A 22,810-nucleotide genomic window follows, 5' to 3' on the forward strand; every position below is an offset into this window, starting at 1 on the left:
GTGCGGGCTCGTGATAAGTGCCTAATGACTGGCTACCGGGGTTCACCGAGACCGACGCCTATTAGTGCCTAGGGGCAGGACTCCCTGACACAGACCGTGCGGGTTTGAGGTGAGCCCCGGCCAGCGGAGCCGGGCTTGGGCCAGGCTCGTGGGCTGAGCCAGCCGTGTGGTGATCGCTTTTTGAGGTGCCGGGCCACGGGCGACCGGCCGCAAGGTCTACGCCATCAACCCTCTGGCCGTCGCCCGCTACCGCGAGCGGCACAGCGTCGCGCGCGCCAAGTCCGACCACGCTGATGCCATGACCTTGGCCAACATCGTGCGCGTCGATGCCGCTCACCACCGCGCCATGGCCGCCGACTCCGAACTCGCTCAGGCCATCGCGGTGCTGGCCCGCGCGCAGCAGGACGCGGTCTGGAACCGCCAACAGCTGGTCAACCATCTGCGCTCGCTGCTGCGCGAGTACTTCCCCGCCGCGCTGGAGGCCTTTCAGGCCGGCAACGCCCGCCTCACCTCTTGTGAAAGCGCGGGTCATCATGCAGCTCGCTCCCACGCCCGCCGCCGCGGCACGGCTGACGACCCGTCGGCTGCTGGCCGCGCTGCGCCGGGCCGGCCGTCAGCGCTACCTGCAGGCCACTGCCGATCGGCTGCGCGAGATCTTCCGCGCTCCGCAGATGCGGCAGCTGGCCCAGGTCGAGGACGCGTTCGGCGCTCAAGCCAAGGCTCTGACGCTGCAACTGGACGCCGCCTGCAATGCCGCCGACGACCTGGCCGCCGCGACCGCCCAAGCCTTCCACCAGCATCCCGACGCCGACATCATCGTCAGCTTCCCCGGCCTGGGCGCCCTGACCGGCGCTCGCGTTCTGGCCGAGCTCGGTGACGACCGCACGCGCTTTCGCGACGCCCGCGCGGTCAAGGCCTACGCCGGCGCAGCCCCCATCACCCGGGCCTCCGGCAAAAGCACCGTGGTCCAGCACCGCAAGGTCAAGAACCAGCGTCTGACCGCCGTCGGATTCCTCTGGGCCCTCGCCGCCATCGCAACACCAGGACCACGCGCTCACTACGACCACCGCCGCGCCACCGGAGACCGGCACTCCAGCGCCCTGCGCAACACCTTCAACCGCCTCCTCGGCTGCCTGTTCCACTGCCTGCAGACCCGACAGCTCTACAACGAAAGCGTCGCCTTCAACACGCGCCTTCCGGTCGCCCGCTTGACGGCTTAAACCCCTCGGATGTCTGTGTCATATCTCGAAGGGCCGTACGCCCCGGAGTGGGTGAAGGGACGATGGCCTGGTCATGCGGGACCCCGAAGGCAACGAGTTCTGCGCGGCGTAGCAGGCGGTAAACGGGAACCCGCGTCCACCCCGCCACGTCATAGCGCACACGGTGTGATCGGACGCGGAGGATCGATGACGAAGCCCGGACATGGCGCGGCGGCTGTATTCGCGGTCATCGCTCTTGCCCTTACCTTGGCGGGATGTTCCAGCGGCGGCTCCGTCGAGCCGATCGCGCAGTCGCCGAGCGAGACCCCCACCACCACGGCGGCGTCGCCCTTCACGACGAAAGGCGACGACGGCCAGGTGAAGGTTGTGGAGAAGGGTCTCTCCGCGACCAGGAAGGGTGCTGAAGAATTGCTCTCCTTCGGGCTGGTGCTCGAAAACACCAACCGAAAGGCGGTGGCGTTCCCGAAATACGCCATCAACCTCCTCGACGCTGCTGGGAAGCGACTCTACGAAGGTGAGTACGACATTGACCCGCCGCTGTCGGCACCACGGATTCTTCCCGGTGGCCGCTATGGTGTAGGCGTCACCTCCTCCCATCCCAACCCTGCGAAGGTGGCCGACATCAGAGTCGTCATCATCGAGACGGAGTGGGTGACGAGCAACGACCGGGAACAGTTCGCCAAGCTCACGGCGGGGCCGGTGCGAACGGAACGAGCGACCGCGTCCCAGCGAGCGGCCGCTGAGACCACCAGCGTGACGTTCACGATCGATTCGGCCTTCAGCAAGCCGCTTCTAGCCGTCGAGATGTCGGCGATCTTTCGTAACACCGCCAGAAAGATCGTTGGCGGCGCCCGCCATTTGAAGCGCCAGGACGGAATGAACTCCATCCACATCCCGCCAGGTCGCTCCACACACGAAATGGCGCTCGAGGACGACACACCCAGCAGCGCCGACGATAGCCGCACCGAAGTCTACGTATTTCCCTTCGTGTTCCCGCCGTCCTGAACAGGGATTAAGGCGAGCTCACCAGCGAGCGCACCAAACGCTCAGCTCACCACAGAGCGGGAACCCAAACCTGGCCGTCGAGCGTGACCTGGTCGACCGCTACACCGACAGGTCGACGGCCGGGACCAGATCCCGGCCGTCGAGCACCTCGATGGCCGTGATGGCCGTCGCGGTCGCATCCAGGCTCAGCAAGATGGCGACCTCGTCACCGTGCCCAAGCTCGACCAGGTAGGGACACGGCGAGCCCACCGGCGCAGTCAGCAGATTGGCGCACGTCGCACCACAGGTACACCGGCCGTGGAAGGGCAGATCCTCGACTGTGTCGGCAAGCGAGTCACCATCGCCATCGGCGCGCAGCAGGTGAACGATGTCGGCAGCCAGCCCCGGAAACACCTCCACCAAACGCGGATACCGCCCGACCTTCATACGGCCCCACGCTACGCCCACGTCCATCACCTCGGGCAAGGCGACAGGTTAAACGGCAAGCTAAGGCACTTACTGGTTGCGCTCATCCGCATCGTCGCGGTGCGCCTGCTCGTAGGCGTCCACCACCGCTGGCGGAATAGGGCCTCGCCCGACCACGCTGCGGTCCCCGGCATCGGACCGCTTGATCTTCAGGTGGCCGAAGCCGTCGTCGAAAAGCCCGCTGTCGATGACCTCGACCGGACATCCGATGATCTCTGCCACCCGCTCTGCGGCCGCCAGCCACTCTTCACGACGCGCCTGGCCCTCATAACCGATGACGTGGTGACCAGCCATCGCCCGCGGGCTCTGCAGCAGTTCGGTCAGCCAAGGCACCGGATCCACCGTTCCGTCATCCTCATCCATCGCCACAACCTACGCCGATCCGCACCAACCGCAGCTGATCATCCAGGTTGTGACACAGGCCCTTACCTTGAGATTTAACCTCGGTCGGTCGCTGAGCGTCTGACCGTGTTGCTTCTGCCCAGGCCACTGGCTCGGATGCATGACGTGTTGGCCCGTGTGGAGGGGTTCTGGAACACCCGCGGGCGGAGGTCCGCTCCGGCGGGTGTTCCAAAATCTCGCCGCTTTCACGCCGGACGCGCAGCCGCCCACGGGGTCAAAGCGAGCACGCCGGTGCCCCGCACCTGAGTCTCCTGACTGAGACTCAGAGGGCTGACACCGTGCGCGGCTGCGATTTCGGGAGCCAGGTCAAACGCAACCGCCTCCCACTCCTCAGCCTCTTCCTCGCCCGCAGCCGACGGGTCCCAGTCGGCCGGATACCCCAACTGCTCGTGCCAGGCGGCGCGTTCTTGAGGCAAAGGGGCACCCAGGGCGAGTAGTTCGTCATCCAGCCCGACCGCCGAGTACCGGCGCAGCACGGTGCCGTGCTCGGCCACCAGCCAGGTCGAACCATCGCCCTGCGCGCCGTAGTAGTACGCCTGCGCCCGGCCGTACCGCGTGCTGAGCTCGCGGCACAGGTCAAGCACCTCTTGGCGGCGCCGGCTGTCGTAGGGGTCGCACCAGGCCCCAAAGATCAGCGTCCAGCCGTCGGCCTCGGGTGTGACGAACACCCGGGACAGGCACCGCCCGTCCTCCACATCGTCGTGCCCGTCAGAGTCAATCACTTCTTGCGCTTGAGCGAAGGTGACGGGCTCGGGCTGCGACAGGCCAAGGATCGACATGAGCCCGGCCTGATCTCCGGTGCAGACCGCGATCCAGTGATTCCAACACGTCCAGATCGGCATCGGGCATTCGTTCGCTTCGCCGGGCATGGGCCAACTATGCCAAGGTTCCGCCGAACCGATCTATGGAGGTTAAATCTCAAACTTACAAACCCCTCAGCGGGGGAAGGTCGTCCGTGATGCCTCGGTGGGTCGCCCATTGGTGAGTGGCTGTTGCCATCGCTTGGAGCCACGGCGCGTCAGGGCTTCGCTCCGCGAACGGGCGATACATGTGCATGTTGGCGGAGGCGAAGGCGTCGATTGCCGTCGGGTCGGCGTTCGCCCAGGCCGGGCACTCGGCCGCCCACGTCTCAGCGGCTTCCGTGCTGTGTCCGGCTGCTATCAACTGCACTACCAGGCAGGCCGGGTCGATGAACGCCGCGCCACCCTCCGCGCGGCGGAAGGCATGTGGATCGAGTGGCGGCGGATGGAACGTTCGGGCTTACGTCGCCCTCAGGAGGCCGTTCGCCTCCTGTTTGACCGAACCCACATCAGCTATGGGGAGGGAGGGGTTGCTTGCGCTGGAACCCCAGCAGCACTCAGCTTCCGGGCCAGAAGTGTCAGCTCTGGCAGTGTTCCGGCATAGGTGCCCAACCTGATCTGCTGAAGGGCCGTCTTGGCTTGTCCGAGCTGGATGCCCAGGACCGCCCGCACGACTTTCATCGCGATGACCGTGCCGGAGTCCGGATCCGAGAACCTGATGCTGGCCGAGCCATGTTCAGCCAGCAGGTGCTCTCGCAGATCTGCTGGTGGACCGCCACGTCCACATGCCATCTCAGCGTTCCCGCACACAGAACAGGAACGCTCAATGCTCCAGTGCAGAACGCCATAGGCAAGCGTCTGACTACCTGAGCACAAACTCGGCCGCCCGCAGTTGGTCGCTGTGCTGGTGGGCGACCCTCGCGTATAACCAGCCGAACGGACCCGCTTTCCCATCTACACCCCTCAGTCTGGGATGTTGCAACGACCGCTAGAACGGGAGCTCGGCAGGGGTGGGGCCGTTTCGTCGTTGTCAGCGACGCAGCATGCGGGCACGCGGGTGCCGAACCTTCCACGCCGCCCAGGACAGCCACGCGCGGATCCTTGAGCGGTGAGGGAGATCGGCAACGGACGCGTACGCGACCCAGTCGTTGCGGCCTACTTCGGGCATCTCACCCTCACCTGGCTCGTGACCTCGTTGACCTTGAATGCGGTTCCGTCGTGGCTGGTCCCGCTGATGCGCATGCGGACTCTCCAACCTGCATCGTCGCACCGGTCGAAGGTGACGGTCCACCGCTGCTTGCCCGTGGCGTCGGGAATCCTGAGATCGGGGCGGGACGACGCCATCACGATCCAGTCGCGGCCCTTGTGCTTCTCCAACTGCAGCACCATACGGTGGCTGCGCGGTGGCCTGCTGCATTTGACCGCCATCGAGGCGGTGATCCAGGCGGCGCCGTCCGGCATCTGGGTGGCGTGTGGCGCCGAGACGACGCGCGTGAAGCAGGTCTTCGGCCCGACGCGTCGGCCGATCCGCCGCTGCTTCCGCTCGCGCCGCACTCCTCTGCAGCGCCCAGCAGGACCGCCGCGAGGATCGCCAGCACGGCCATGCGGACCGTTCTTCCGCTGTGCATCACTTCCTCCTCAGTGCTTGAGGCGGTGTCCGTGGCCCCGGGCAACGCGCCGTCGATCACCTACCCACATTTCACCTATTGTGACTCAAGAATTACTTTGAGTAAGCTTGCGGCGGGGAGCGGACCGGCACGTCGAAAGGAACCGCATTGCTGGGATCTCGTCTTGTGCGGGTGGTATCTCCCCGCACCACGCTGGCCACGTCAGTGACCAGGGTGGTTGCGGTCCTGATGGGTATCGTCCTGGCCGCACTGCCGCATCCCGCACTCGCCGCGCCTGGCTCGGTCACGCCGGTTCGAGGCTTGGCGGTGCTCGATCTGGGATCGGGTCTCGATCTAGAAAGCCACGGCATCACCGAGCGTCCCGTCAACGGCGCGACCAACGCTGCCGACAACAAAAGCATCGACACCGACCAGGGTGTGGTGTTCAAGATGGCCACGGGCAGCAGCCTGGTCGCTCGCGACGGCCGGATATCCGTCGGGAAGCTCTCCTTCCAGGGCGGCGTCGAGTTGACCAAGGGCAGAAAGAAGGTCGTGCTGCGCGCGCTTACCCTCGACGTCAAGACCGGTCGGGTGACCGCGGTGCTGGGCTCCAAGACCCAGACCATCGGCACCTTCCCCCTCGGCGATGTGGAGGTCTCCGCCAAGCGCGCCGGTTCGCTTGACGCGGTGATCACCTTCGGCGGGCCACTGACCCTGAACGCGCAGACGGCGGCGGGCATCGACGCGGCCCTGGGGTCAAATCTCAAAGAGGATGTGGACCCAGACGCCGGCATCGAGGTCCCCATGGAGGTCCACGCCGTCGTGACGCTCGCCTCCGATCTGGCGGAGGCCTTGGACCTGGACCTCGACGCCGTACAAGACCTGGACGTCGACCTCGGCATTCACCTTCTCTAGCCGCCAGGAGCGCACCAACCTCCACGGAAGAGGGCGCCAGGGCGAGCCGCCTGTCACAGGCGGCTCGCCCCGTCTTCGGACGTGCGGTCGGCCAGCGGGATTCGGTGATGACCTGGACGCCGCCTCGTTCGGCGCAGCGTTCGAGGTCGGTCAGCACTGACGGTGGTGCTGCCCGCAGCGCGGCGGGCCGTAGCGCCTTGACGGGTATGCGGGCCGTGCGACCGCGACGCACCCGGCACCTTCCAGCCCCAGGTGTGACAGAGCCCGACCACAGCCCAGCGCCGGAACGGCGCCGCTCGTCCGTTCTGCGGGCGGGTAGAGGAACGCGTCGTAGACCCCTTTCATGAGTGCGCAGCAGGGTCAAGTGGGCCGCGCACGGTGCGCCATTCCACGTCGGGCGGCTCAGGCGGCAGATCAGCTGACGAACCGGTCATCGCGCTACTGCAGCGGCCTGGTGGCCGCGTTCAGCGTCCTCGATGGCAAGCAAAGGCGGCTAGTCAGCTGACGGGCGCAGCCACACGCGGGTGCCGGGGAATGCGCCGTGGATCTCAACGTCGTCGACGAGCATGCGGGCGGCCCATAGCCCACTGGGCGGCTCCCCGGGGCGCGGCGGGATGTACCCGACCAGCGGGCCCGGGCGCCAGTGCCCATGGTCGGCGATCTCGCAGACGAGATCTCCGGCTGAAGGCCACAGACGGGCCTGCACGGGCGGGAGTCCATGGCGTATAGCGTTGTCGGCGATCGCGCACGCCGCGGTAACCAGCTGGTGCACGTGGCTGGCGTTCATCCCGTGCCGCGAGGCGTGCCCGGTGAGGAACGCGCGTAGCTCGTGCAGGTCCTCGCCGGTCACCGCGAGCCGTGCCGCACGCGGATCCGGCGGCAGCGGGCAGCGCTCGTGCTCGGCGGCGAACCGAGCCGGGCTGGTGTAAGCGGTGCTGACCGAGGCGTGTTCGCCGTGCAGCAGCAGCGGGTGCGTACGCCGGACGTTGACCACGGCGGCGGGTTCGGTGGCGTGGGTGTCGTAGGCACAGATCACCTGTGCCCGGACGGTGTGGAACGCCTCGTTCACCAGCGCCTCGTAGCGGGCCCAGCTGACGCCCTGCCGGTCGGCGCGGAGGGTCGGCGGCTGGGTCACGGCCCAGATCGGCCGCGGTGCGTGCCGCTCGACCAGAGCGGCGTAGGCCGCGAGCGTACGCACCGGGTGCTGGTAGTAGGCCGCGGCGTCGTGGAACTCCACCTCGCCGCCGTCGTCGCCGAGGACCAGCCGCAACGCGGTCCAGGTAGAGCGAGTGACCACGGCGACCACCTGCCCCTCGGCGCGCAGCCCGGCGCGGATGAACGGGACGGCAGTGGCGAGCAGTTCGTGGTCGCCGCGGTGCAGCATGGCGTGGTGCCGGAACCTCATGACGGACGCTCCTGCCCCGCGGAGGAGCGGGTGGACGGTGGGGTCGGGCCGCGGCGGCGCGGCGACGGCGACGGCGACGGGACCGGGCCGCCGCGGTGCTGGGGGCCGCGCTGCTCAGGGTGGGCCTGTTCGGTTTCGCGCATCTGGGTCAGCAGACCGGCCGGTGTGGTGGCGGTCAGCACCAAGGCGCGGCCGGGATCCCACAGCGGCATCGCGACGAGCTCACCGCGGCCGGCGAACACATGCCACGCCGGCTCCGCGCCGTCGAGCCGGTAGGCGACGTACCGCAGGTGCGCAGCCTCGGCGGCCTCGGCGGCTGCGGCTGCGGCGGCGGGCGGCGAGGTACGCCGCGGCGCGGGTCCGGGATGGTGGTCGCGGGTCCAGGGCCAGGTGGTCATGACGGTTCGCCTCGGAACGCGGCCGCTTCGTCAGCGAATTCGACGTCCGCCGGGTTGGCTGAGGAGCGGGAAGCCGCACCGGATGCCTGCGGGCCGATGAGGACCTCGGCGAGAGCAAGGACCGGCGGGCATGGCCAGGGCGAGCCGTCGTGCTGGCAGACAGACCGGCCGGGCTGGTCGGCAGGGGAGTGCATCTCCAGGAAGACCAGCATCAACTCGGCCGGATCGAGCCCGCTTCCGTGTCCCACGGGGAAGGGCGCGGCAGCGCCCCGCGATTGAGGCGCTTCGGAGAACAGGTGCAGGTGGCCGCGGTTCGCCGAGCTGGGCGCCCTGAGCTGGTGAGGTCTGTTTTCGGCCAGGGGCATGGCTGGTCTCCGTGATGTGGGGAAGGATTGCGCCTCGTCTTCGATCGTTGCGCGCGGGCCAGATCTGGCCCATATCGGTGTGTCATGGCTGGTCAGGAGCGGGTCATGACAGATTCGAATGGTGGTCCGCCAGCGGCGGGTCTACGGTGAGCGGCCCGCGCGCACCCCGCTACGCGGCGAGACGACGCGGTCACGGGAAGGAAACGCAGGTGACCGGGATGGGCGGCGCGACCTCGGCTGGGAAAGTCTGCGTGGCCTGTAGAGAAACGGTGTTGTCGCGCTACAACCCCGAGCCGCTCTGCGCGGGATGTCAGCAGGCCGCGCGGGACGGCTCGGGCATCGCGCCGGCGTGGCTGTGGGACTCGTGGCCGATGCGGCAAGCGCTGGCGCGTGCTGACGTCGCCGCGGTGGTGGCGTTGCTGCGCGCGGCCTCGGGCCTGTCGCAAGACGATCTCGGGTTGCTGGTCGGCTGGTCGCAGGCCACCGTCTCCCTGACCGAGCGAGGGCAGCGAGCCACCTTGTACGACGTGCGTGAGCTCCTTGGGTTCGTGGACGCGGTGGGGATGCCTCGTGAGGCATTGGCACCGCTGTTCCTAGGCGATTCACATGCCACTCTGAGGGAGGACAATGAGGCCCTGGATTCCCTTGGAGAGATGGACTTGGAACGCCGCGACTTCAACGCCATGGCCGCAGGGCTGATGGCGTCGGCGCTCGTACCGCAGGTGACGGTGCCCGACCGGGTCGAACGAGCGCACGTCCGGTACCTGCAGGCCATCGTCGATCGCCTCCGGGTACGCGACCAGAGCATGGGCGGCGGCGCCGTCCTCAAGCAGGCGCTCGCCGAGTTCGCCCGCGCACGCCGAATGCTCGATCAGGCCGACTACAGCGAAGCGGTCGGCCGCCAGCTGCTCATCGCGACCGCAGACCTGGGCATCATCTGCGGGTGGGTCGCCTACGACCACGGAAATCAACCGCTGACCCGCCGCCTCTACAACGAAGCGCAGCTGCTGGCCAGCAGCAGCGGCGACGCCGACCTGCAGACGCACGTCCTGCTGAACATGTCCATGCAGTCGACCTACCTCGCGGGCCTTGCCGCCGAGCGTGGCGAAGCCCTGGGCTTCGCCCGCGAAGGGCTCCGCTTGGCTGTTCAGGCCGGCGACGTCGCGCGGCATGAGCCCTCGCGACGCCTGCACGCGCTCGTCGCGCTGCGCCAGGCGGCGGCCTACTCCCACCTCGGCGATGCGGCAGGGTTCCGGGCCTGCATCACGCTGGCCCGCCGCGAGCTCGACCGCGGACCGCATCCCACGGATGCGGCCTGGACCGGTTTCGTCACGCCTGGCGAGGTCGCGGCCTACCGGTCGGCAGGCTATCTGCGGCTGGGGGACGCAGCCCAGGCGGTTCGGCTGCAGCAGGCTGCGCTGGAGGATGCCGGGCTCAGTCCCCGCAACCGCGCCTGCGCGCAGGCGTCGCTGGCCAAAGTGCTGCTCGTGGCGGGCGACCGCACCGAAGCAATCAATACGGGCAAGGCAGTCCTGCCGGCCCTCCGGGAGATGACCTCGGCGCGGCCACTGGCAAGCCTCAGCGGCGTCCGCACCGCCGCAGCGAAAGCCGGCGATGACGAGTTCTGCACCCACTACGACACGGCCGCCAGGGCACTGGCCACCTGACCCCGCGAACAGGATGGAGCACCACGTGGCTGATCTGACCTTTCGCCGTTTCGACACCGCTGGCGCTCGCGAGCAACGGGACACCGTCTCGCTGATCCACCAAGACGCCTATGCCGATCGGATCGCCTCGGGCGCGCCGTTCTACTCGGTGGAGGCGTTCATGCAGCGCTTTGATGCCTACACCTCTCGTGACGGCCTGGACCTCGTGATCGGCTACGAGCACGATGAGCCGATCGGGCAAACGTGGGGCTGGCCGCTGGGCCCGAACTCACGTTCTTGGGAAGGCCTGGAACCTGATCCCGACCGTCCGGCCGACTTCACCGCCGAGGACGGCAGACGGACCTTCGCCCTATCAGAGATCATGGTCCGTCAGGCGTGGACGGGCCGTGGCTATGCCCATGCCCTGCACGACGAACTGTTGCGCGGCCGCCCTGAGCAGCGCGCGATGCTGCTGGTCAACCCGACCAATGAACGCGCGCAGCGTGCCTACAGCAAGTGGGGCTGGCAGCAGGTCGGTCGGCTCACCCCCAGCTGGGACAACGCACCCCGGTTCCACGTGCTGATGTTGAACCTGCCGGTGCCGTGAGGGACCTGGATTCCTTCTCGCTGCCACGGTGACGGCAGGCCGCACATTCTCGATCTCGGCGACCGTCTCGTACACCGTGACGGCGTTCCCCTCACCGTGCTTGCTGGCCACGTGGGTCGTGGCGGTGATGCAGGCCGTGCACCAATCGGCCGACACCTTCGCGGCCTTGTACGCGGCGGCGTAGGTGGCTTGGGGGCCAGAACAGGGAGCCAACCACCCAGACTCCGCCAGGCTCGCCACAACCACATGTGACCCCCACAACGCATACCGGCTGGTCGAAACCTTGTCTCGTACGGAAGGGGACGGGGGTGTGGGGGCGGAGCCCCCACCTGGGGCGGAGCCCCGGGGGGACTGTCCGAGCGGAGCGAGGTCCTTGCCTTTTGGGGCTGGTGGCCTTGCCTTTTGGGGCTGGTGGCCTTGCCTTTTGGGGCTGGTGGCTTTGCATTGGGGGAGCGGCTTTGTCTGGGGGTGGATGGTGGAGGCCCCGCCCGAGTGTCGGGAGAGGCCTCCAGGGTGGGGCTGGCGGCCCGGGGTTACCAGTGGAAGACGCCCAGGCCGGTGCGTACGGCGTCGGTGGATTCGATGAGGCGGGCTAGTTGGATGAAGCCGATCTCCTTGGTGGAGGCGTCGGCGGGGTCGATGATTGTTACGCGGGTGCCCTCTGCGGATCCGTCGCCGTTGATTCCGGTGACGATGGTGGCGTGGACGAGCCTGTTGTTCTCGTACGCGTCGTCGCCGATCACCCACAGCGGGCCGTACGACTCCAGCAGCCGGCGGATCCCGCGCGGCAGGTAGCTCTGCGGGCCCTCCTGCCGCAGCCCCAGCGCCGTCGCGTAGGCCGGGACCTCCTCGGCCGCCAGTCCCTGGCCGGCGTCCAGCTTGGCCCGGAACGCCGGGCCCGCGCGGTCGGCCGCCGTCTGGATTGTGATGGAGGTCCGGTCGCGCCAGCCGAGCATCATCGCGCCGACCGCGGCCCAGCAGGTGAGCGGGCTGGGCTGGCCGAGCGGCTGGACGGGCGGCGCGACCGCGAAGTCCATCCCCTCGGTGCCCGGAGCCCGGTCGCCGCTGCGCACCTCGACGTGCCCGCTGGGCCGGGTGACCTTGACGCGTCCCGATGGGCTGTTGGCGGCGCGTTCCATCACCCGCTGCACGGTCTCGTTGGACGTGGGCCGCTGGCCCTCCGGCGGTTTGGGCTGCCCGGAGGCGCCGCTCAGCGCGGCCTCGGCGAGTTCCTTGGCCTCGTTGTCGCTGATGAGCCCCTTGTCCTTGGCCTGCTTGATCCGGGTGAGGTTGCGGTCGCTTTCTGCGGATTGGAAGCGCTGCTGGGCGAGCGCCGCGGCCTGGCCGCCGAACGCCTTGGCGGTGCTCAGCGTGCTGCTGAACGCCTCCGCGACGTTCTGCTGCGTGAGGTCGAGCCCGGTGATGTCACGGAACAGGTTGGGCGTGCCGATCAGGCTGAGTGCGGCGGCCAGCCCGGTCGGGTCGGGGGCGCGCGGCGCGGTCTGCATCCGTACCACCGGCGCCGGGAACTCGTCGGCGGCCAGCCCGGTCACCGGCTGCCGGCGGGTACCCGTGGACAGCGGCAGGATCTCCGGCGGCGCCAGCGGGATGGGCGCCTCCTCCCAGCGCCAGAACCGGGTGTCGTCGATGAGCTCGCAGGAGTTGCACGAGCCCGGCATCGCCTCGGCGAACAGTCCAGGGGTGGGCATGCTGACCCGCATCGGCGTGGCCGGCGGCACGGCGTAGGCGTCCCGCAGATCCGTTCCTTCCTCGTATCCCGGATCCAGGCGCAGCCCCGGCACCACCGGCATCACCAGGCAGTTGCCCACGATCGCGAGCAGCCGGTTCTCCACCGCGCCCGCCACGCTGCGTCCGGTGTTGGGCGCGATGTAGCCGTCCAGGAGCAGGTGCCTGCGGTTGGCGTCCATCGTCCACCAGATCGCCTGGTGGTAGTACTCGACGTAGTCGTTGAGGTGCGTGAGCAGCGTCTCCGCCACCCGTTCGTCCTCCTTGCGCGGGTTGCGCTTCTCGAAGGTGTCCAGCGGCGTCGGGATCTGCACGGCGTCGGTGCTCGACAGGTCGTTGTCCAGGCGCCAGTCGATGAACAGCGGGCGGTTCACGTGGTCGGTGCGGTAGCGCATCGCCGCGGACACCGCGACCACCCGCGCCAGCCCGGGCAGCGTCGAGCTGAAGGTGAACTTCACATGCTGCACCGCGGCGCGTGTCACATCGGGTGGCGCGGCGGTCAGGCGGAGGCTGACCAGCAGGCTGTGCCCCTGGACGAACGGGGTGACGATCGTGGGGTCGAGGGGCACGGACTTCGCGCCGCCCGCCGTCAGCAGGTCGAGTTTCAGCGTGTCGACCATGCGCTGCGCCACCCGCGGCGCGATCCGGGTGTTCCAGATGCGATCACGGTCGGCGGGCCTGGCCACCCCGAGGTAGGTGCGCCACACCTGCTCGGCCAGTTTGTCCGGCGGTACGGGCTGGCCCTGCGACTGGATCTCCGGCAGGAACGGCACGTAGCCGCCCCAGTCACCGGGGTCGAACAGGCCCTCCGCGGTGTCGCGCGGCCGGGCGAGCGTGAACGACAACCACAGCTCGCCCTCCAGGTCGGTGAGCTTCTCGTCGGCGTACCGCTGCAGCGGGAAATCGGCGCCCCGCCACTGGTTGAGCACCCGTTCCAGGGCCGCCGGCCCACCCGCCAGGTCGGCCCGCCGCAGATAGCGCTCCACGACGGTGCGGTGCCGCAGCGCCTTCTCCGGGGTGAACGGCGTCATCTCGAACGGGATGAACAGGCACTCCCGGACGTCCGCCAGCTCATTGGTGACCTGGAAATGCCGGAGCACCTCGAAGTATTCGACGGTCATCGCGTGGCAGTGCGAATGGTTGGCCACCACCTCGGTCTGCGCCCGTACGGCCTCGCCTTGCCGGGCGGACTGCACGGTGGTGACCCGCTGGCTGCGCACTGCGCTGGCGGACTGCTGCGTACGGTCGCGCATCTGGCTGAGCGAACTCGCCGCCACGTTGCGCGCCGACCGCTGCCAGGCGGAGGAGGAACTGGTGGAGTAGCCGCCGCCCACCCCGAACAGCACCGGCCCGATGAACCCGCCGATGCCGCCGCCGATCGCGCCGACGCTGGACTCCGAATGCCCGCGGACGTTCTCCCGCAGCGAGGAGTTCACCACCTCGGAGATGTCGCGGTCGTGCGCAAGCTGCGCGCCGAGCTGCTCGGTCTCGCGGCGCTGCGCGCTGCGCGCTGCGAGCTCTTCGCGCCGCCAGTCAAGGATCGCGATCCGCTTGCGCTGCCCGGGCGCCAGCGGAACCGAGTACACCAGGTCGCCGAGCGAGTAGCCGTCCGAGCGCCAGACCTGCTTCATGGTGAGCACGTGGCCGTGCGCGATGGTGGTCGCCTGGTAGGTGGTGGGCGTGTGGTCCCAGTCGACCTCGTGGTCGGCGTCCAGCGCAACGCGGCCGGCCTGCGGCCGGGCGAGCGTCTGCACGGCTTCCCCGACCTGCTTGCGCAGCGTGAGGTTCTCCGCACGGAACAGGTCGAGCGAGGTCAGCCGGTCGGGATCGCGAGCGATCCCGGTAAGCACCCGCGGGTCGAGCCGCAACTCCGGTTCGTCGGCGTCGGCCACCCGAGCGGCAAGCATGTCGGTGACGGTCCGCGGCCGTCCCCGGCCATTGCCCCCGTCCGCGCCTCCTTCAGTGCTCTCGGCTGCGTCGCCGTCTGCGTTGCTGCCTTCCCCGTTCCCGTCAGCGCTCTCGCCGGTCGTTAGGGCGATCTGCGTTCCGCCGCGCCGCTCGCGCTCCACGACCAGCGCTGCCACATAGTTGGCGATGGGCTTGCTGAGCTGCACCGGCTCGGCGAACGTGGTGCCCCGCACCTCGGGCTCGCTGGTACGGACGAGCCCGTGGAACGTGACCTCCTCCACCGTGCGGTTCGGCACCGTGAAGTTCGTGCAGCCGCCGAGGTCGGAGGCGTACGTCGACGGATCGTTCGCCAGGTCCGCAGGATCGGGGACCCGAGGGGTCGCCGGGCAGGCACAGTCATCGTCGGCGCCGTCCTGTCCGGCCGTCGCGGGGACGGGCATCTCGGGGACGACCAGCAGTACCCGCAGCGGCAGCCGGCCGGAGTTCAGCGGCACCGGGATCGGCGCACCACCCTGGACCACCCCGTACGCGCGGTCGAGTTTGTCCGGCGGCCACAACTCGGAGAAGTAGCCCTCGCCTGAGGTGCGCGCCACCAGCAGCGGGTAGGCGCTCTCGTCGTCCCCGCCGGGCGGCACCCCCCACAACACGACCAGCAGGTCGGCGGACGCCTGCGTGCCCGCCTCGTCCATCACGCGTCCGGTCAGGCGTTCCCGGCGGCCGCGCGCCGGATCGTCACTCGGCTCGATGGGCGCGGGCATGCTCGGCGTGACCGTGAGCTCGACCGGCTGCTCCACGTCCGCGACGGTGAGCGAGCGGGTGGCCGCCACCACGCCAGTCGGGGTCAGGGCCCGTACGATGAACGGCACACGCCACTCGGCGGGCAGGGCCATCTCGTACGTCCCGTTGAGCGCGGCGCTCACCGCGCGGTGCACGGGCAGCCAGCGCGGCTCGCCGTCCTCCGGTGTCAGGCTGACCAGTTCCTCGAACTCCGCGGTGATCCGCCATCCGGTGAAGACGGCCGGGTTCGCGGCGGTCAGCTTGCCGGTGAGCTTGGCAGGCAAGGGCGCCATGTTGATCTACCCCCGGTCAGACGTTGGGTTCGCGGACGGGCGGGATGGGCGGGATCGGCGGCCCTTCGAAGGCCAGGCCGGTGTCCTCCAGCGCTTCGTAGCCGACCCGCAGCTTGGCCCCGTTGGGCGGTTCGTTCCGCAGGTATCCGGTGAACCCCGAGCCGTCGGAAGAGGTCGTGATCCCCTCGACCTCCTGGTTCCCGACGGTGGCGCGCACGTTGAGCGCCCGCTCCTCGAAGCCCTCACCGAACGCGTAGACCCGCACGTCCCAGTGATCCAGCAGTTCGTGGTCGACCCGTTCGAACAGGACCTTCGACACCTGGAAGGTGCTCACGATGCCCGCCCCCTCAGTGCGTTCACGATGCCCGCCCCTCTGCGTTCACGATGCCCGCCCCTCACTGCGTGGAGATCCGGATGTCGTCGACGAAGACGTTGGCGGCGGCGCCCGGCACCGTCTCCAGCACGATCTTGCGGATCTTCGTCCGGTCCACCCCGCTGAACGTGGTCAGCGCGATCGCGGCGGTCTCCTGCCGCAGCAGCGTGACGTTGTCCGGGGGCAGGGGCGGCGGAGCCGGCGCCGGCGGCGGAGGCCGCAGGCGCTTGCGCTGGATCTGGTGGAAGAAGGGCCGGCTGGGCACCCAGCCCGGCTCGAACGAGAGCCGGGTGACCGTGTCGCTCGCCCCCGCGTCGTCGATCAGCGTGACCTTCAGATCCGGCACCTTGGCCGCCGCGATGCCGGCCTTGCTCAGGTCGGGGAAGTGCCCGGAGAACAGCAGCGTGAGGAAGGTCGCCGAGGTCAGGTCACGGGCGGCCGAGAACGTGATCTCCAGGGCCTTCCGCGAGCCGGAGCCGCCCGCGTCGATGTGCAGCACCTTGGTCTGGTGCCCGGTGTGCGCGTCGAGCGGGCCGCCGATGGAGATGTCCGGCATGAACTTGATGTTCGCGACCGGGCCGCCCGGACCGCCGGGGATGTTCCGGCCGGTGCCGGGCAGGTTCGGCGAGCCGCCCTCGAAGTCGTCGACCAGCAGATGGGAGGCGCCGAAGGCCCACTGGAGGGAGACGCGCACGCCCTTGCTGTTTGCGCGGGTGGCGTTGAGCAGCGGGCGGGCGGTCGTGTCCCCGGTGAGCTGCCAGGCGAACATGCCGCCGATGTATTCGATGACCAGCGCTTGGTGGTCGGCGCGCGAGAGGACCGGCTCGCCGGCGGCCACCGCGGGATCGTTGTCGGGCCACTTGGAATTGAAACGGTCGTGGTTGCAGCCGTCCAGGAAGACCATGCTCTTCGGGCAGCGCGCGCGGTCGTAGTGCCGGAATCCGGTGCCGGTCGGGGCCCCGGCCCCGCCGAAGCCCGAGACGTCGCCGTCCTGCGCGCCGTACACCACCAGGTAGAAGTCCAGGTCGCCGGCCTCCAGGTCCTGCCTGCCGATCTCGGTGCCGACCGCCGGCCGGGTGATCCCGGTGAAGTCGGTCGGTGCGAGCGAGCAGGCCGCCACGATGTCGAACGGCCGGGGCCCGGGCGTCTTGAGGTGTTTCTTGACCGCACGGACGACGGCGTCGCCGCCGCGTGAGTGGCCCACCAGGCCGACCTTGCCGAAGTCGAGCCGGTCGCGCAGGGGGCTATTGCGTTCGGCGTCCAGCTTCGCCATCTCCTGCATCGCCTTGAACACCAGGTCCGCCCGCATTTCCACCAGTGAGCCGAAGGTGTTGGCGTAGTTGCAGTCGACCGACACCGACACGATGCCCTGCCGGGCCAGCGCGTCCTGCAGGTAGGCGTAGCCCGCGTGGTTGTCGTCTTCGTCGATCCTTTCCGCGTCGAAGATGTCGACGCCGCTGATCGTGGTCGTCTTGGTGCTCTTCCACTTCGGCTTCCACGCCGGCGCCTGGCCGTGCAGGATCACGACCACCGGAAGCTTCGCGCCGGCCACGGCACGCCCGCCGGCGACGGTCGGGTAGGTGACCCGCAGCCGCATCTTGGCCTCGAACTTGGTGCTGTCCAGCCTGTCGCGCCGGAGTTGGCCGAACTTCAAGAGGGCAAGGCCGAGCTGGCCCACCTTCCTGGGTGCCCCGGCGGCGGTCGATTCGAGCACCCGGCGTTCCTGCTCCACCACCGACACCTCGCGGAACGCCGGTGCGGAGTCGAACCGGACGGGCGGCGGCCCGAACAGGTTGTCTTTACGGACGGGTACGTCGACGAACCTCACCAGGTCGGGCAGGGTCCGCGGCACGGGCGGGCCGCCCGCGCCGACGGTGCCTGCGCCCTCATAGCCGACCTCGACGGTCTCGCCGGGACCGGTCACCGAGACCTCGGCGCTGTCGGACTGGGCGGCCGCGTCGAGGACCTTCTTGACGGTCGGATCGGTGGCGGGCGGCTGGTCGGCCTGCGCGGGCTTGCCGACCAGCGCGCGCAGCGCGGAGCCGGCCAGGTCGCGGGCCTGGTCGGGGGACAGCAGGCCGTCGTCGCGGGCCCGCTCGATCTGGTCGAGCGTGCGGTCGATGTTGCGGCCGAGGTTCTGCTGCTTGGCCAGGTCGGCCGCCTGCTTGCCGAAGAACTCGGCGGTGTCCAGCGCGCCCTTGAACGCGGCGAGCGCGTTCTTCTGCGTCTGGGTCAGGCCGGTGATGTCCTTGAACAGGTCGCCCTTGGCGAGAACGTTGAGTGCGTCCCGCAGGCCCAGCGGGTCCGGCAGGTCGGGGGCGTTCTGGATGGAGACCAGCGGGCTCGGCAACGCCGTCGGCGTGAGTCCCTCGACGGGCGTCGCACGGCTCGCGGTCGACACCGGCTCGATCGGGGTCAGCCGGTCGGCCTCGGGGATGGGCTCCTTGTCCCACCGCCAGAAGCGCGACTCGTCGATCTGCTCGCAGGCGTTGCAGGCGCCCTGCATCGCCTCGGCGTACACCCCGCGCGTCGGCACGCTGACCCGCAGCGGCGGCGCGGGCGGGGTGGCGTACGCGTTGCGCAGGTCGATCCTGGTGTTGTCGCGCACCACCGTCGGATCGAGGTGGATGCCCGGCGCGACGGGCAGGATCAGGCAGTTGCCGGAGATCCCGATCAGCCGGTTCTCGACCACGCTGGACACACTGCGGCCGTCGGAGTTGGGGGCGATGATCCCGTCGAGCAGCATGTAACGGCGGGCCGGGTCCATGCTGGTCCAGATCGCCTGGTGGTAGTGCTCCAGCCGCTCGTTGAGGTGGGTCAGCAGCCGTTCGGCCAGCTTGCGGTCCTCGCCACGCGGGTCGCGCAACTCGGCGCGGGCGAGCGGGGTCGACACGACCACCGGGTCGTCGTTGCCCAGGTCGTTGAGGATCCGCGGACCGTCGAACAGCAGGTGCTCCATGTGCGGCGAGCGGTAGCGCACCTTGCCGGCGTGCACGACGACCTGGGCGTCGGGGGGCAGCTCGGCGCCCGGATATGAGATCGAGAAGCGGGTGATCTCCTCGCGCGGGATCGGCGGCAGCGGGCCGGCCGCACGCAACGTCACGTACAGCGGCGTGCCCTCGGCGTACCGCGACACCAGCGTGGGGTCCAGCGTGATCGGCACCTCGGCGCCGCTCTTGGTGATGTAGGCGAACTTCAGTGCCTGGACGAGCCGTTCGGCGATGCCCGGGGCGATCTCGGTGCGGAAGATGCGGTCGCGCTCGGCCTGTGTGCGCTGGTTGAGCTTGGCGGTCCAGAGTTCCAGGGCGTCGACGGGCAGCCAGGGGGCCAGGCTCCGCCAAGTCGAGAGCTGGAACGCGCCGTCGTCGGTGTCGCGCGGGCGGGGCAGCACGAAGCTGATCCGCAACTCGCCTTGCAGGTCCTCGGGTGCCTCTTCGGAGAACCGGCGCTGTGGCAGGTCGTGCCCCTCCCAGTTGCGCAGCACCCGCTCGACGGCGTCGAACGCGCCGCGCAGCGAGCGGTCTTGCAGGAACCGGCGCAGCGGCTCCCGCCAGCGCTGCGCCTTGTCGAGGTCGAACAGCGAGATCGGGAACGGCACGAACAGGCACTCCTGGACGTCGGCCAGCTCGTGCGACACCAGCAGATGCCGCAGCACCTCGAAGTGCTGGATGGTGATCGCGTGGCAGTGGTTGAAGTTGGCGACGACCTCGGTCTCCGCGCGTACGGTCTCGTTCTGGGCGACGGTCTGCACGACGGTGGACCGCTGGTCGCGTACCGACGAGGCACGCTGGGTCGTACGGTCCCGCAACGTCTGCAGGGCGTTCGCGCTGAGGTCGCGGGCGGAGTTCTGCCAGGAGTCCGCGCTGGCGCCGCTCGCCCCGCCGGCCACCCCGCCGAAGATCCCCCAGCCGGTGCCGATGAAGCCGCCGCCGATGCCGCCGGCCACACCCCACTGGGAGGCGCGCGACCCGCCGGACAGCTCTTCGGTGAGCCGGGATCCGGCGATCTCCGTGACGTCGCGGTCGCGCGCCACGATGGCGTCCAGTTCCTCCTCGAACTCCAGCAGCTCGGTGCGCGTGGCCTCCTGGCGGCGTTCCCAGTCGACGATCGCGATCTGGCGCTGCTGGCCGGGGGCCAGCGGCACCGAGTGCAGCAGGTCGCCGAGCGAATAGCCGTCGGCCCGCCACACCTGCCGGTATTGCAGCAGGTGGCCGTGCGCGACGGTCGTCGCCTGGTAGAGCGTGGGCGCGTCGTCCCAGTCGACCGGGCGTGCCGCGTCCAGCGCGACCCGCGCGGGCTCCTCCCGGCGGGCGGCCTCAACCACATCGACCACCCGGCGCAGCTCCTTGTTGAGCACGGCGAGCTCGACGGCGCCGGCGGAGAGAGGGCCGGGGCGGCGCAGCAGATCCCGTACGGTGGCCGCCTCGACCACTGGCGCGAGGCCGCTGTCGGCCAAGGTCAACTGCCCGGCGCCGGGATCTCCGCTGGCCCGCCGGGGATTGAGCTCCGCGGTCTTGTGCGCCTTATCGGTCTTGTCCGCCTCGTCCGCCTTATCTGCGGACCCTTCAGTGATCTCTTCGGGATTGCCGTTGCCGGTTGCGTGGCCGTTGCCAAGTGCGGCCCTCGGGAGGGTCAGGCCGTGGGCGTCGGAGCCGGCGAGGACGATGCGCTTCAGGTCTTCCAGGACCCTCGCGGGTATGACCGCCCGCGGCGCGATGGTGGTGCCGCGGATCTGCGGGTCGGTCGTACGGACCACCAGGTGGTACGCGAACTCCTCGACCACGCGGTTGGGGGTGGTCAGGTCCTGGCAGGTGCCGCCCAGGTCCTGGGAGTAGGCGCCGGAGTTCAGCGCGACGTCGGCCGGCTCGGCGCCCAGCGGCGGCACGGCCTCACAACCGCAGTCGGCCTCGGCCACCAGTGCGTCGGACAGCCGGGTGAGGAGGATGACCCGGGTGGGCAGCCGGTCATCGGCGGTCAGCGGGATCGGCAGCGGTTGCCCGCCGGCGAACGTGCCGTGCGCGCTGTGCAGCAGGTCGGCGACCCAGTCGGCGCTGAAGTAGCCGCTCGCCTGGGTGCTGGTCGCGGCCAGCACGCGCGGCGGGGCGGCCGGGGTCTCCTTGGGCACCCCGCGGATCACTACCGGCAGCCCGGGCGGCACTTCGCGGCCGAGCTCGTCGATCACCCGCCCGGTGATCCGTACCTTGGCGCCCAGCGTGGGGTCGTCGCTCGGCCGGATGACGAACGGTGTCGCCGGTGTCGCCTCCAGCACGATCTCCTGCTGGAGCTGCTGGACGGTGAGCGACCTGCGGACCAGCTCGGTGCCGTCGGGGGTGGTGACCGTGATCGTGATCGGCACGGAAACGAGTTTGATGTCGGCAAGCCGCAGCTCGAACGACCCGCCGGCGGGCAGCGCCGCCGCCGTGCTGCGCACCACCATGACCTGTTCGGGTGGCAGCTCCGGTCCTCGGTCGACCAACGTCACTTCACGGAAGCTCAGCTCGACGCGGTGTCCGCTCCAGTCGCCTGCCCCCGGGGCGCGCACCTGCCCTCGCACGATGAACATCCGCCCTCCTTAAACCCTCGACGGAAGGTCAGATGCAAAATGACTATCACGGCCACCAATCAGTGACCAGAGAAATCTGGCGTAGGCACGACTCGATTATTGACACTTGCCGGATCCGGACAGTTGCGGGCTCGTGACTCTTCCCCCGCGCATCTGATATGCATGTTTCACGCCGTGTGGACGGCGTCTGCCTGGCTGATCACCTGCGGGTACGCCAGTGACGCTATTTTCGGTACGCGTATTTTCGCGACCCATTTCCAGAGCTTGGCGCGGCAAATATTTCCCATGCGCGACTACGCGAACCGTGGCCGGATTCGGCGACCGGAATTTTGCACGAATAACCGGTAATGATCAGCTCTGGGGTGCCTGCCTGACGAAGTCGGCGATGGCTCCGGCTACTGCGGCCGGGTCGTTCTCCATCGGAATATGCCCGGCGCCTGGGATGCGGATCAGGCTGGTGTTGGGCGTCTGGTCTGCGAATCGTTCGGCGTAGGAGATCGGCTGGAAGGTGTCTTCGGTTCCCCATACCAGCAGCTTTGGTGCCGGGGAAGTGGCCAGCGCGGGGACCGCGTCGAGGGTGTAGCGGCCGTCGGCCGCAGCCGCCAGGCACAGCCAGGAGCGTGCCACGCGGGGGTCGGTCCAGGGAGCGAGATACTCGGTGATCTCGTCCTCGCTCGCCGGGCGGCCGATCGCGGCAGTGAGCGCCTTGCGGCGGGCAGCGAGCAGTTCCTCCTGGGTGACCGCGGCGCGGACGGCGGGATCGCGGAAGCGGGCGACCGCCGGTACTGGCCAGGAGTCATAGGTCACCGAGTTCACCAAGCCGAGCCGGGCCACCTCCACCTGGTCTCCGGTCAGCAGGTGCTGGGCGACGGCACCGCCGATGTCGTGCCCCACGACGTTCAGCGGATCGGCCAGGCCGAGCACCGAGGCGAACCGGGCCACCCAAGAGGCCAGTGCGGGGACCGCCGCGGTCTCCGGCGTCAGTTCGCCTGCGGAACGGCCCAGCCCGGGCAGGTCGACGGCGATCGGGCGGAGTCCGGCGGCGGCCAGGTCGTCCAGGATCGGCAGCCAGACCCGGCTCCAGTAGGTGCCGTGCAGCAGGAGTACGGCGGTCGCCTTCGGATCACCTGCGGTCAGGTAGCTGGCGTGAAGTCCGTCGACCTCGATGCCGGCGCGGCGAGCGGAGGATTGCGAAGAAGGACGAGCAGAAGAAGTCATGGCATAACTCTTCGATCCGTGGAATCGGAGAGTCAAATGCCCGTTCTGGTATGCCAACATGGGCACGCGTGCATGCATGCCGGTGGGCGCCGGCGTG

The 22,810-nt window shown here is 69.3% G+C and carries 16 protein-coding genes and 1 pseudogene; 6 read left to right on the plus strand and 11 right to left on the minus strand.

The window, feature by feature from the left end; all coding sequences use genetic code 11:
* Window positions 1-187: 187 nt before the first annotated feature.
* Both ACH34W_RS15370 and ACH34W_RS15375 read left to right on the plus strand, forming a co-directional pair.
* Window positions 188-1,220, plus strand: a pseudogene (locus ACH34W_RS15370) (transposase); the annotation flags it as partial.
* Between the two features lie 186 nt (window positions 1,221-1,406).
* Window positions 1,407-2,225 carry a hypothetical protein gene (locus ACH34W_RS15375; protein ID WP_395961536.1) on the plus strand — a complete coding sequence of 273 codons (819 nt, stop codon included), beginning with the start codon at window positions 1,407-1,409 and terminating at the stop codon, window positions 2,223-2,225.
* 99 nt (window positions 2,226-2,324) lie between these two features.
* Here the strand turns inward: ACH34W_RS15375 and ACH34W_RS15380 are convergent, their stop codons facing one another.
* The 4 genes from ACH34W_RS15380 to ACH34W_RS15395 form a co-directional block, all read right to left on the minus strand.
* Entirely contained in the window at window positions 2,325-2,690 is a 366-nt protein-coding gene (locus ACH34W_RS15380; protein ID WP_395961537.1) for a hypothetical protein, read from the minus strand.
* A 30-nt stretch (window positions 2,691-2,720) separates the two neighbouring features.
* Entirely contained in the window at window positions 2,721-3,053 is a 333-nt protein-coding gene (locus ACH34W_RS15385; RefSeq protein ID WP_395961538.1) for a hypothetical protein, read from the minus strand.
* 224 nt (window positions 3,054-3,277) lie between these two features.
* Window positions 3,278-3,961 (minus strand): hypothetical protein, encoded by a 684-nt coding sequence (locus ACH34W_RS15390; RefSeq protein WP_395961539.1) that lies wholly within the window; start codon window positions 3,959-3,961, stop codon window positions 3,278-3,280.
* Window positions 3,962-5,047: 1,086 nt separating this feature from the next.
* A complete protein-coding gene (locus ACH34W_RS15395; RefSeq protein ID WP_395961540.1) occupies window positions 5,048-5,353 on the minus strand; it encodes a hypothetical protein in 306 nt (101 codons plus the stop codon).
* Window positions 5,354-5,748: 395 nt separating this feature from the next.
* On the opposite strand from ACH34W_RS15395, the gene ACH34W_RS15400 reads away from it, so the two are divergent.
* On the plus strand, window positions 5,749-6,414 hold the full coding sequence (locus tag ACH34W_RS15400) for a hypothetical protein (RefSeq protein ID WP_395961541.1): 666 nt from the start codon (window positions 5,749-5,751) through the stop codon (window positions 6,412-6,414).
* A gap of 493 nt (window positions 6,415-6,907) precedes the next feature.
* Here the strand turns inward: ACH34W_RS15400 and ACH34W_RS15405 are convergent, their stop codons facing one another.
* Genes ACH34W_RS15405 through ACH34W_RS15415 form a run of 3 tightly spaced genes read right to left on the minus strand, consistent with a single transcriptional unit; the run spans window position 6,908 to window position 8,465 of the window.
* Window positions 6,908-7,819 carry an anti-sigma factor RsbA family regulatory protein gene (locus ACH34W_RS15405; protein ID WP_395961542.1) on the minus strand — a complete coding sequence of 304 codons (912 nt, stop codon included), beginning with the start codon at window positions 7,817-7,819 and terminating at the stop codon, window positions 6,908-6,910.
* Window positions 7,816-8,217: a hypothetical protein gene (locus ACH34W_RS15410; RefSeq protein ID WP_395961543.1), complete on the minus strand. Its 402-nt coding sequence runs from the start codon at window positions 8,215-8,217 to the stop codon at window positions 7,816-7,818. The genes ACH34W_RS15405 and ACH34W_RS15410 overlap by 4 nt, the downstream gene beginning before the upstream one ends.
* Window positions 8,214-8,465, minus strand: coding sequence for a hypothetical protein (locus tag ACH34W_RS15415; RefSeq protein ID WP_395961544.1), 252 nt, complete (start codon window positions 8,463-8,465; stop codon window positions 8,214-8,216). Before ACH34W_RS15415 ends, ACH34W_RS15410 begins: the two co-directional genes overlap by 4 nt.
* Before the next feature lie 335 nt (window positions 8,466-8,800).
* Here ACH34W_RS15415 and ACH34W_RS15420 point away from each other — a divergent pair, with 335 nt between their 5' ends.
* From ACH34W_RS15420 to ACH34W_RS15430, 3 genes are read left to right on the plus strand one after another with little or no spacing between them, the layout of a single operon-like run.
* Entirely contained in the window at window positions 8,801-10,249 is a 1,449-nt protein-coding gene (locus ACH34W_RS15420; protein WP_395961545.1) for a helix-turn-helix domain-containing protein, read from the plus strand.
* Window positions 10,250-10,274: 25 nt separating this feature from the next.
* On the plus strand, window positions 10,275-10,835 hold the full coding sequence (locus tag ACH34W_RS15425) for a GNAT family N-acetyltransferase (protein WP_395961546.1): 561 nt from the start codon (window positions 10,275-10,277) through the stop codon (window positions 10,833-10,835).
* Window positions 10,836-10,863: 28 nt separating this feature from the next.
* Entirely contained in the window at window positions 10,864-11,019 is a 156-nt protein-coding gene (locus tag ACH34W_RS15430; protein WP_395961547.1) for a hypothetical protein, read from the plus strand.
* A gap of 349 nt (window positions 11,020-11,368) precedes the next feature.
* On the opposite strand, the gene ACH34W_RS15435 is transcribed toward ACH34W_RS15430, so the two are convergent.
* From ACH34W_RS15435 to ACH34W_RS15450, 4 genes are all read right to left on the minus strand, one after another.
* Window positions 11,369-15,559, minus strand: a complete 4,191-nt coding sequence (locus tag ACH34W_RS15435) for a papain-like cysteine protease family protein (RefSeq protein ID WP_395961548.1) — start codon at window positions 15,557-15,559, stop codon at window positions 11,369-11,371.
* 16 nt (window positions 15,560-15,575) lie between these two features.
* On the minus strand, window positions 15,576-15,893 hold the full coding sequence (locus ACH34W_RS15440; protein WP_395961549.1) for a hypothetical protein: 318 nt from the start codon (window positions 15,891-15,893) through the stop codon (window positions 15,576-15,578).
* Window positions 15,894-15,954: 61 nt separating this feature from the next.
* Window positions 15,955-21,495, minus strand: coding sequence for a hypothetical protein (locus tag ACH34W_RS15445; RefSeq protein WP_395961550.1), 5,541 nt, complete (start codon window positions 21,493-21,495; stop codon window positions 15,955-15,957).
* Between the two features lie 351 nt (window positions 21,496-21,846).
* Complete coding sequence (locus ACH34W_RS15450) at window positions 21,847-22,713, minus strand: alpha/beta fold hydrolase (protein WP_395961551.1); 867 nt, start codon at window positions 22,711-22,713, stop codon at window positions 21,847-21,849.
* Window positions 22,714-22,810 lie beyond the last annotated feature (97 nt).

It is taken from the genome of Actinomadura sp. 6N118 (assembly GCF_044326415.1).
GTDB lineage: Bacteria > Actinomycetota > Actinomycetes > Streptosporangiales > Streptosporangiaceae > Spirillospora.

What these genes read in the sequence shown, in the direction of transcription:
- ACH34W_RS15400 (WP_395961541.1), top strand. Translation starts at nt 5,749, where the DNA reads ATGGGTATCGTCCTGGCCGCACTGCCGCATCCCGCACTCGCCGCGCCT.
- ACH34W_RS15420 (WP_395961545.1), top strand. Translation starts at nt 8,801, where the DNA reads ATGGGCGGCGCGACCTCGGCTGGGAAAGTCTGCGTGGCCTGTAGAGAA.
- ACH34W_RS15450 (WP_395961551.1), bottom strand. Translation starts at nt 22,713, where the DNA reads ATGACTTCTTCTGCTCGTCCTTCTTCGCAATCCTCCGCTCGCCGCGCC.
- ACH34W_RS15405 (WP_395961542.1), bottom strand. Translation starts at nt 7,819, where the DNA reads ATGAGGTTCCGGCACCACGCCATGCTGCACCGCGGCGACCACGAACTG.
- ACH34W_RS15445 (WP_395961550.1), bottom strand. Translation starts at nt 21,495, where the DNA reads ATGTTCATCGTGCGAGGGCAGGTGCGCGCCCCGGGGGCAGGCGACTGG.
- ACH34W_RS15390 (WP_395961539.1), bottom strand. Translation starts at nt 3,961, where the DNA reads ATGCCCGGCGAAGCGAACGAATGCCCGATGCCGATCTGGACGTGTTGG.
- ACH34W_RS15410 (WP_395961543.1), bottom strand. Translation starts at nt 8,217, where the DNA reads ATGACCACCTGGCCCTGGACCCGCGACCACCATCCCGGACCCGCGCCG.
- ACH34W_RS15435 (WP_395961548.1), bottom strand. Translation starts at nt 15,559, where the DNA reads ATGGCGCCCTTGCCTGCCAAGCTCACCGGCAAGCTGACCGCCGCGAAC.
- ACH34W_RS15395 (WP_395961540.1), bottom strand. Translation starts at nt 5,353, where the DNA reads ATGCCGGACGGCGCCGCCTGGATCACCGCCTCGATGGCGGTCAAATGC.
- ACH34W_RS15385 (WP_395961538.1), bottom strand. Translation starts at nt 3,053, where the DNA reads ATGGATGAGGATGACGGAACGGTGGATCCGGTGCCTTGGCTGACCGAA.
- ACH34W_RS15375 (WP_395961536.1), top strand. Translation starts at nt 1,407, where the DNA reads ATGACGAAGCCCGGACATGGCGCGGCGGCTGTATTCGCGGTCATCGCT.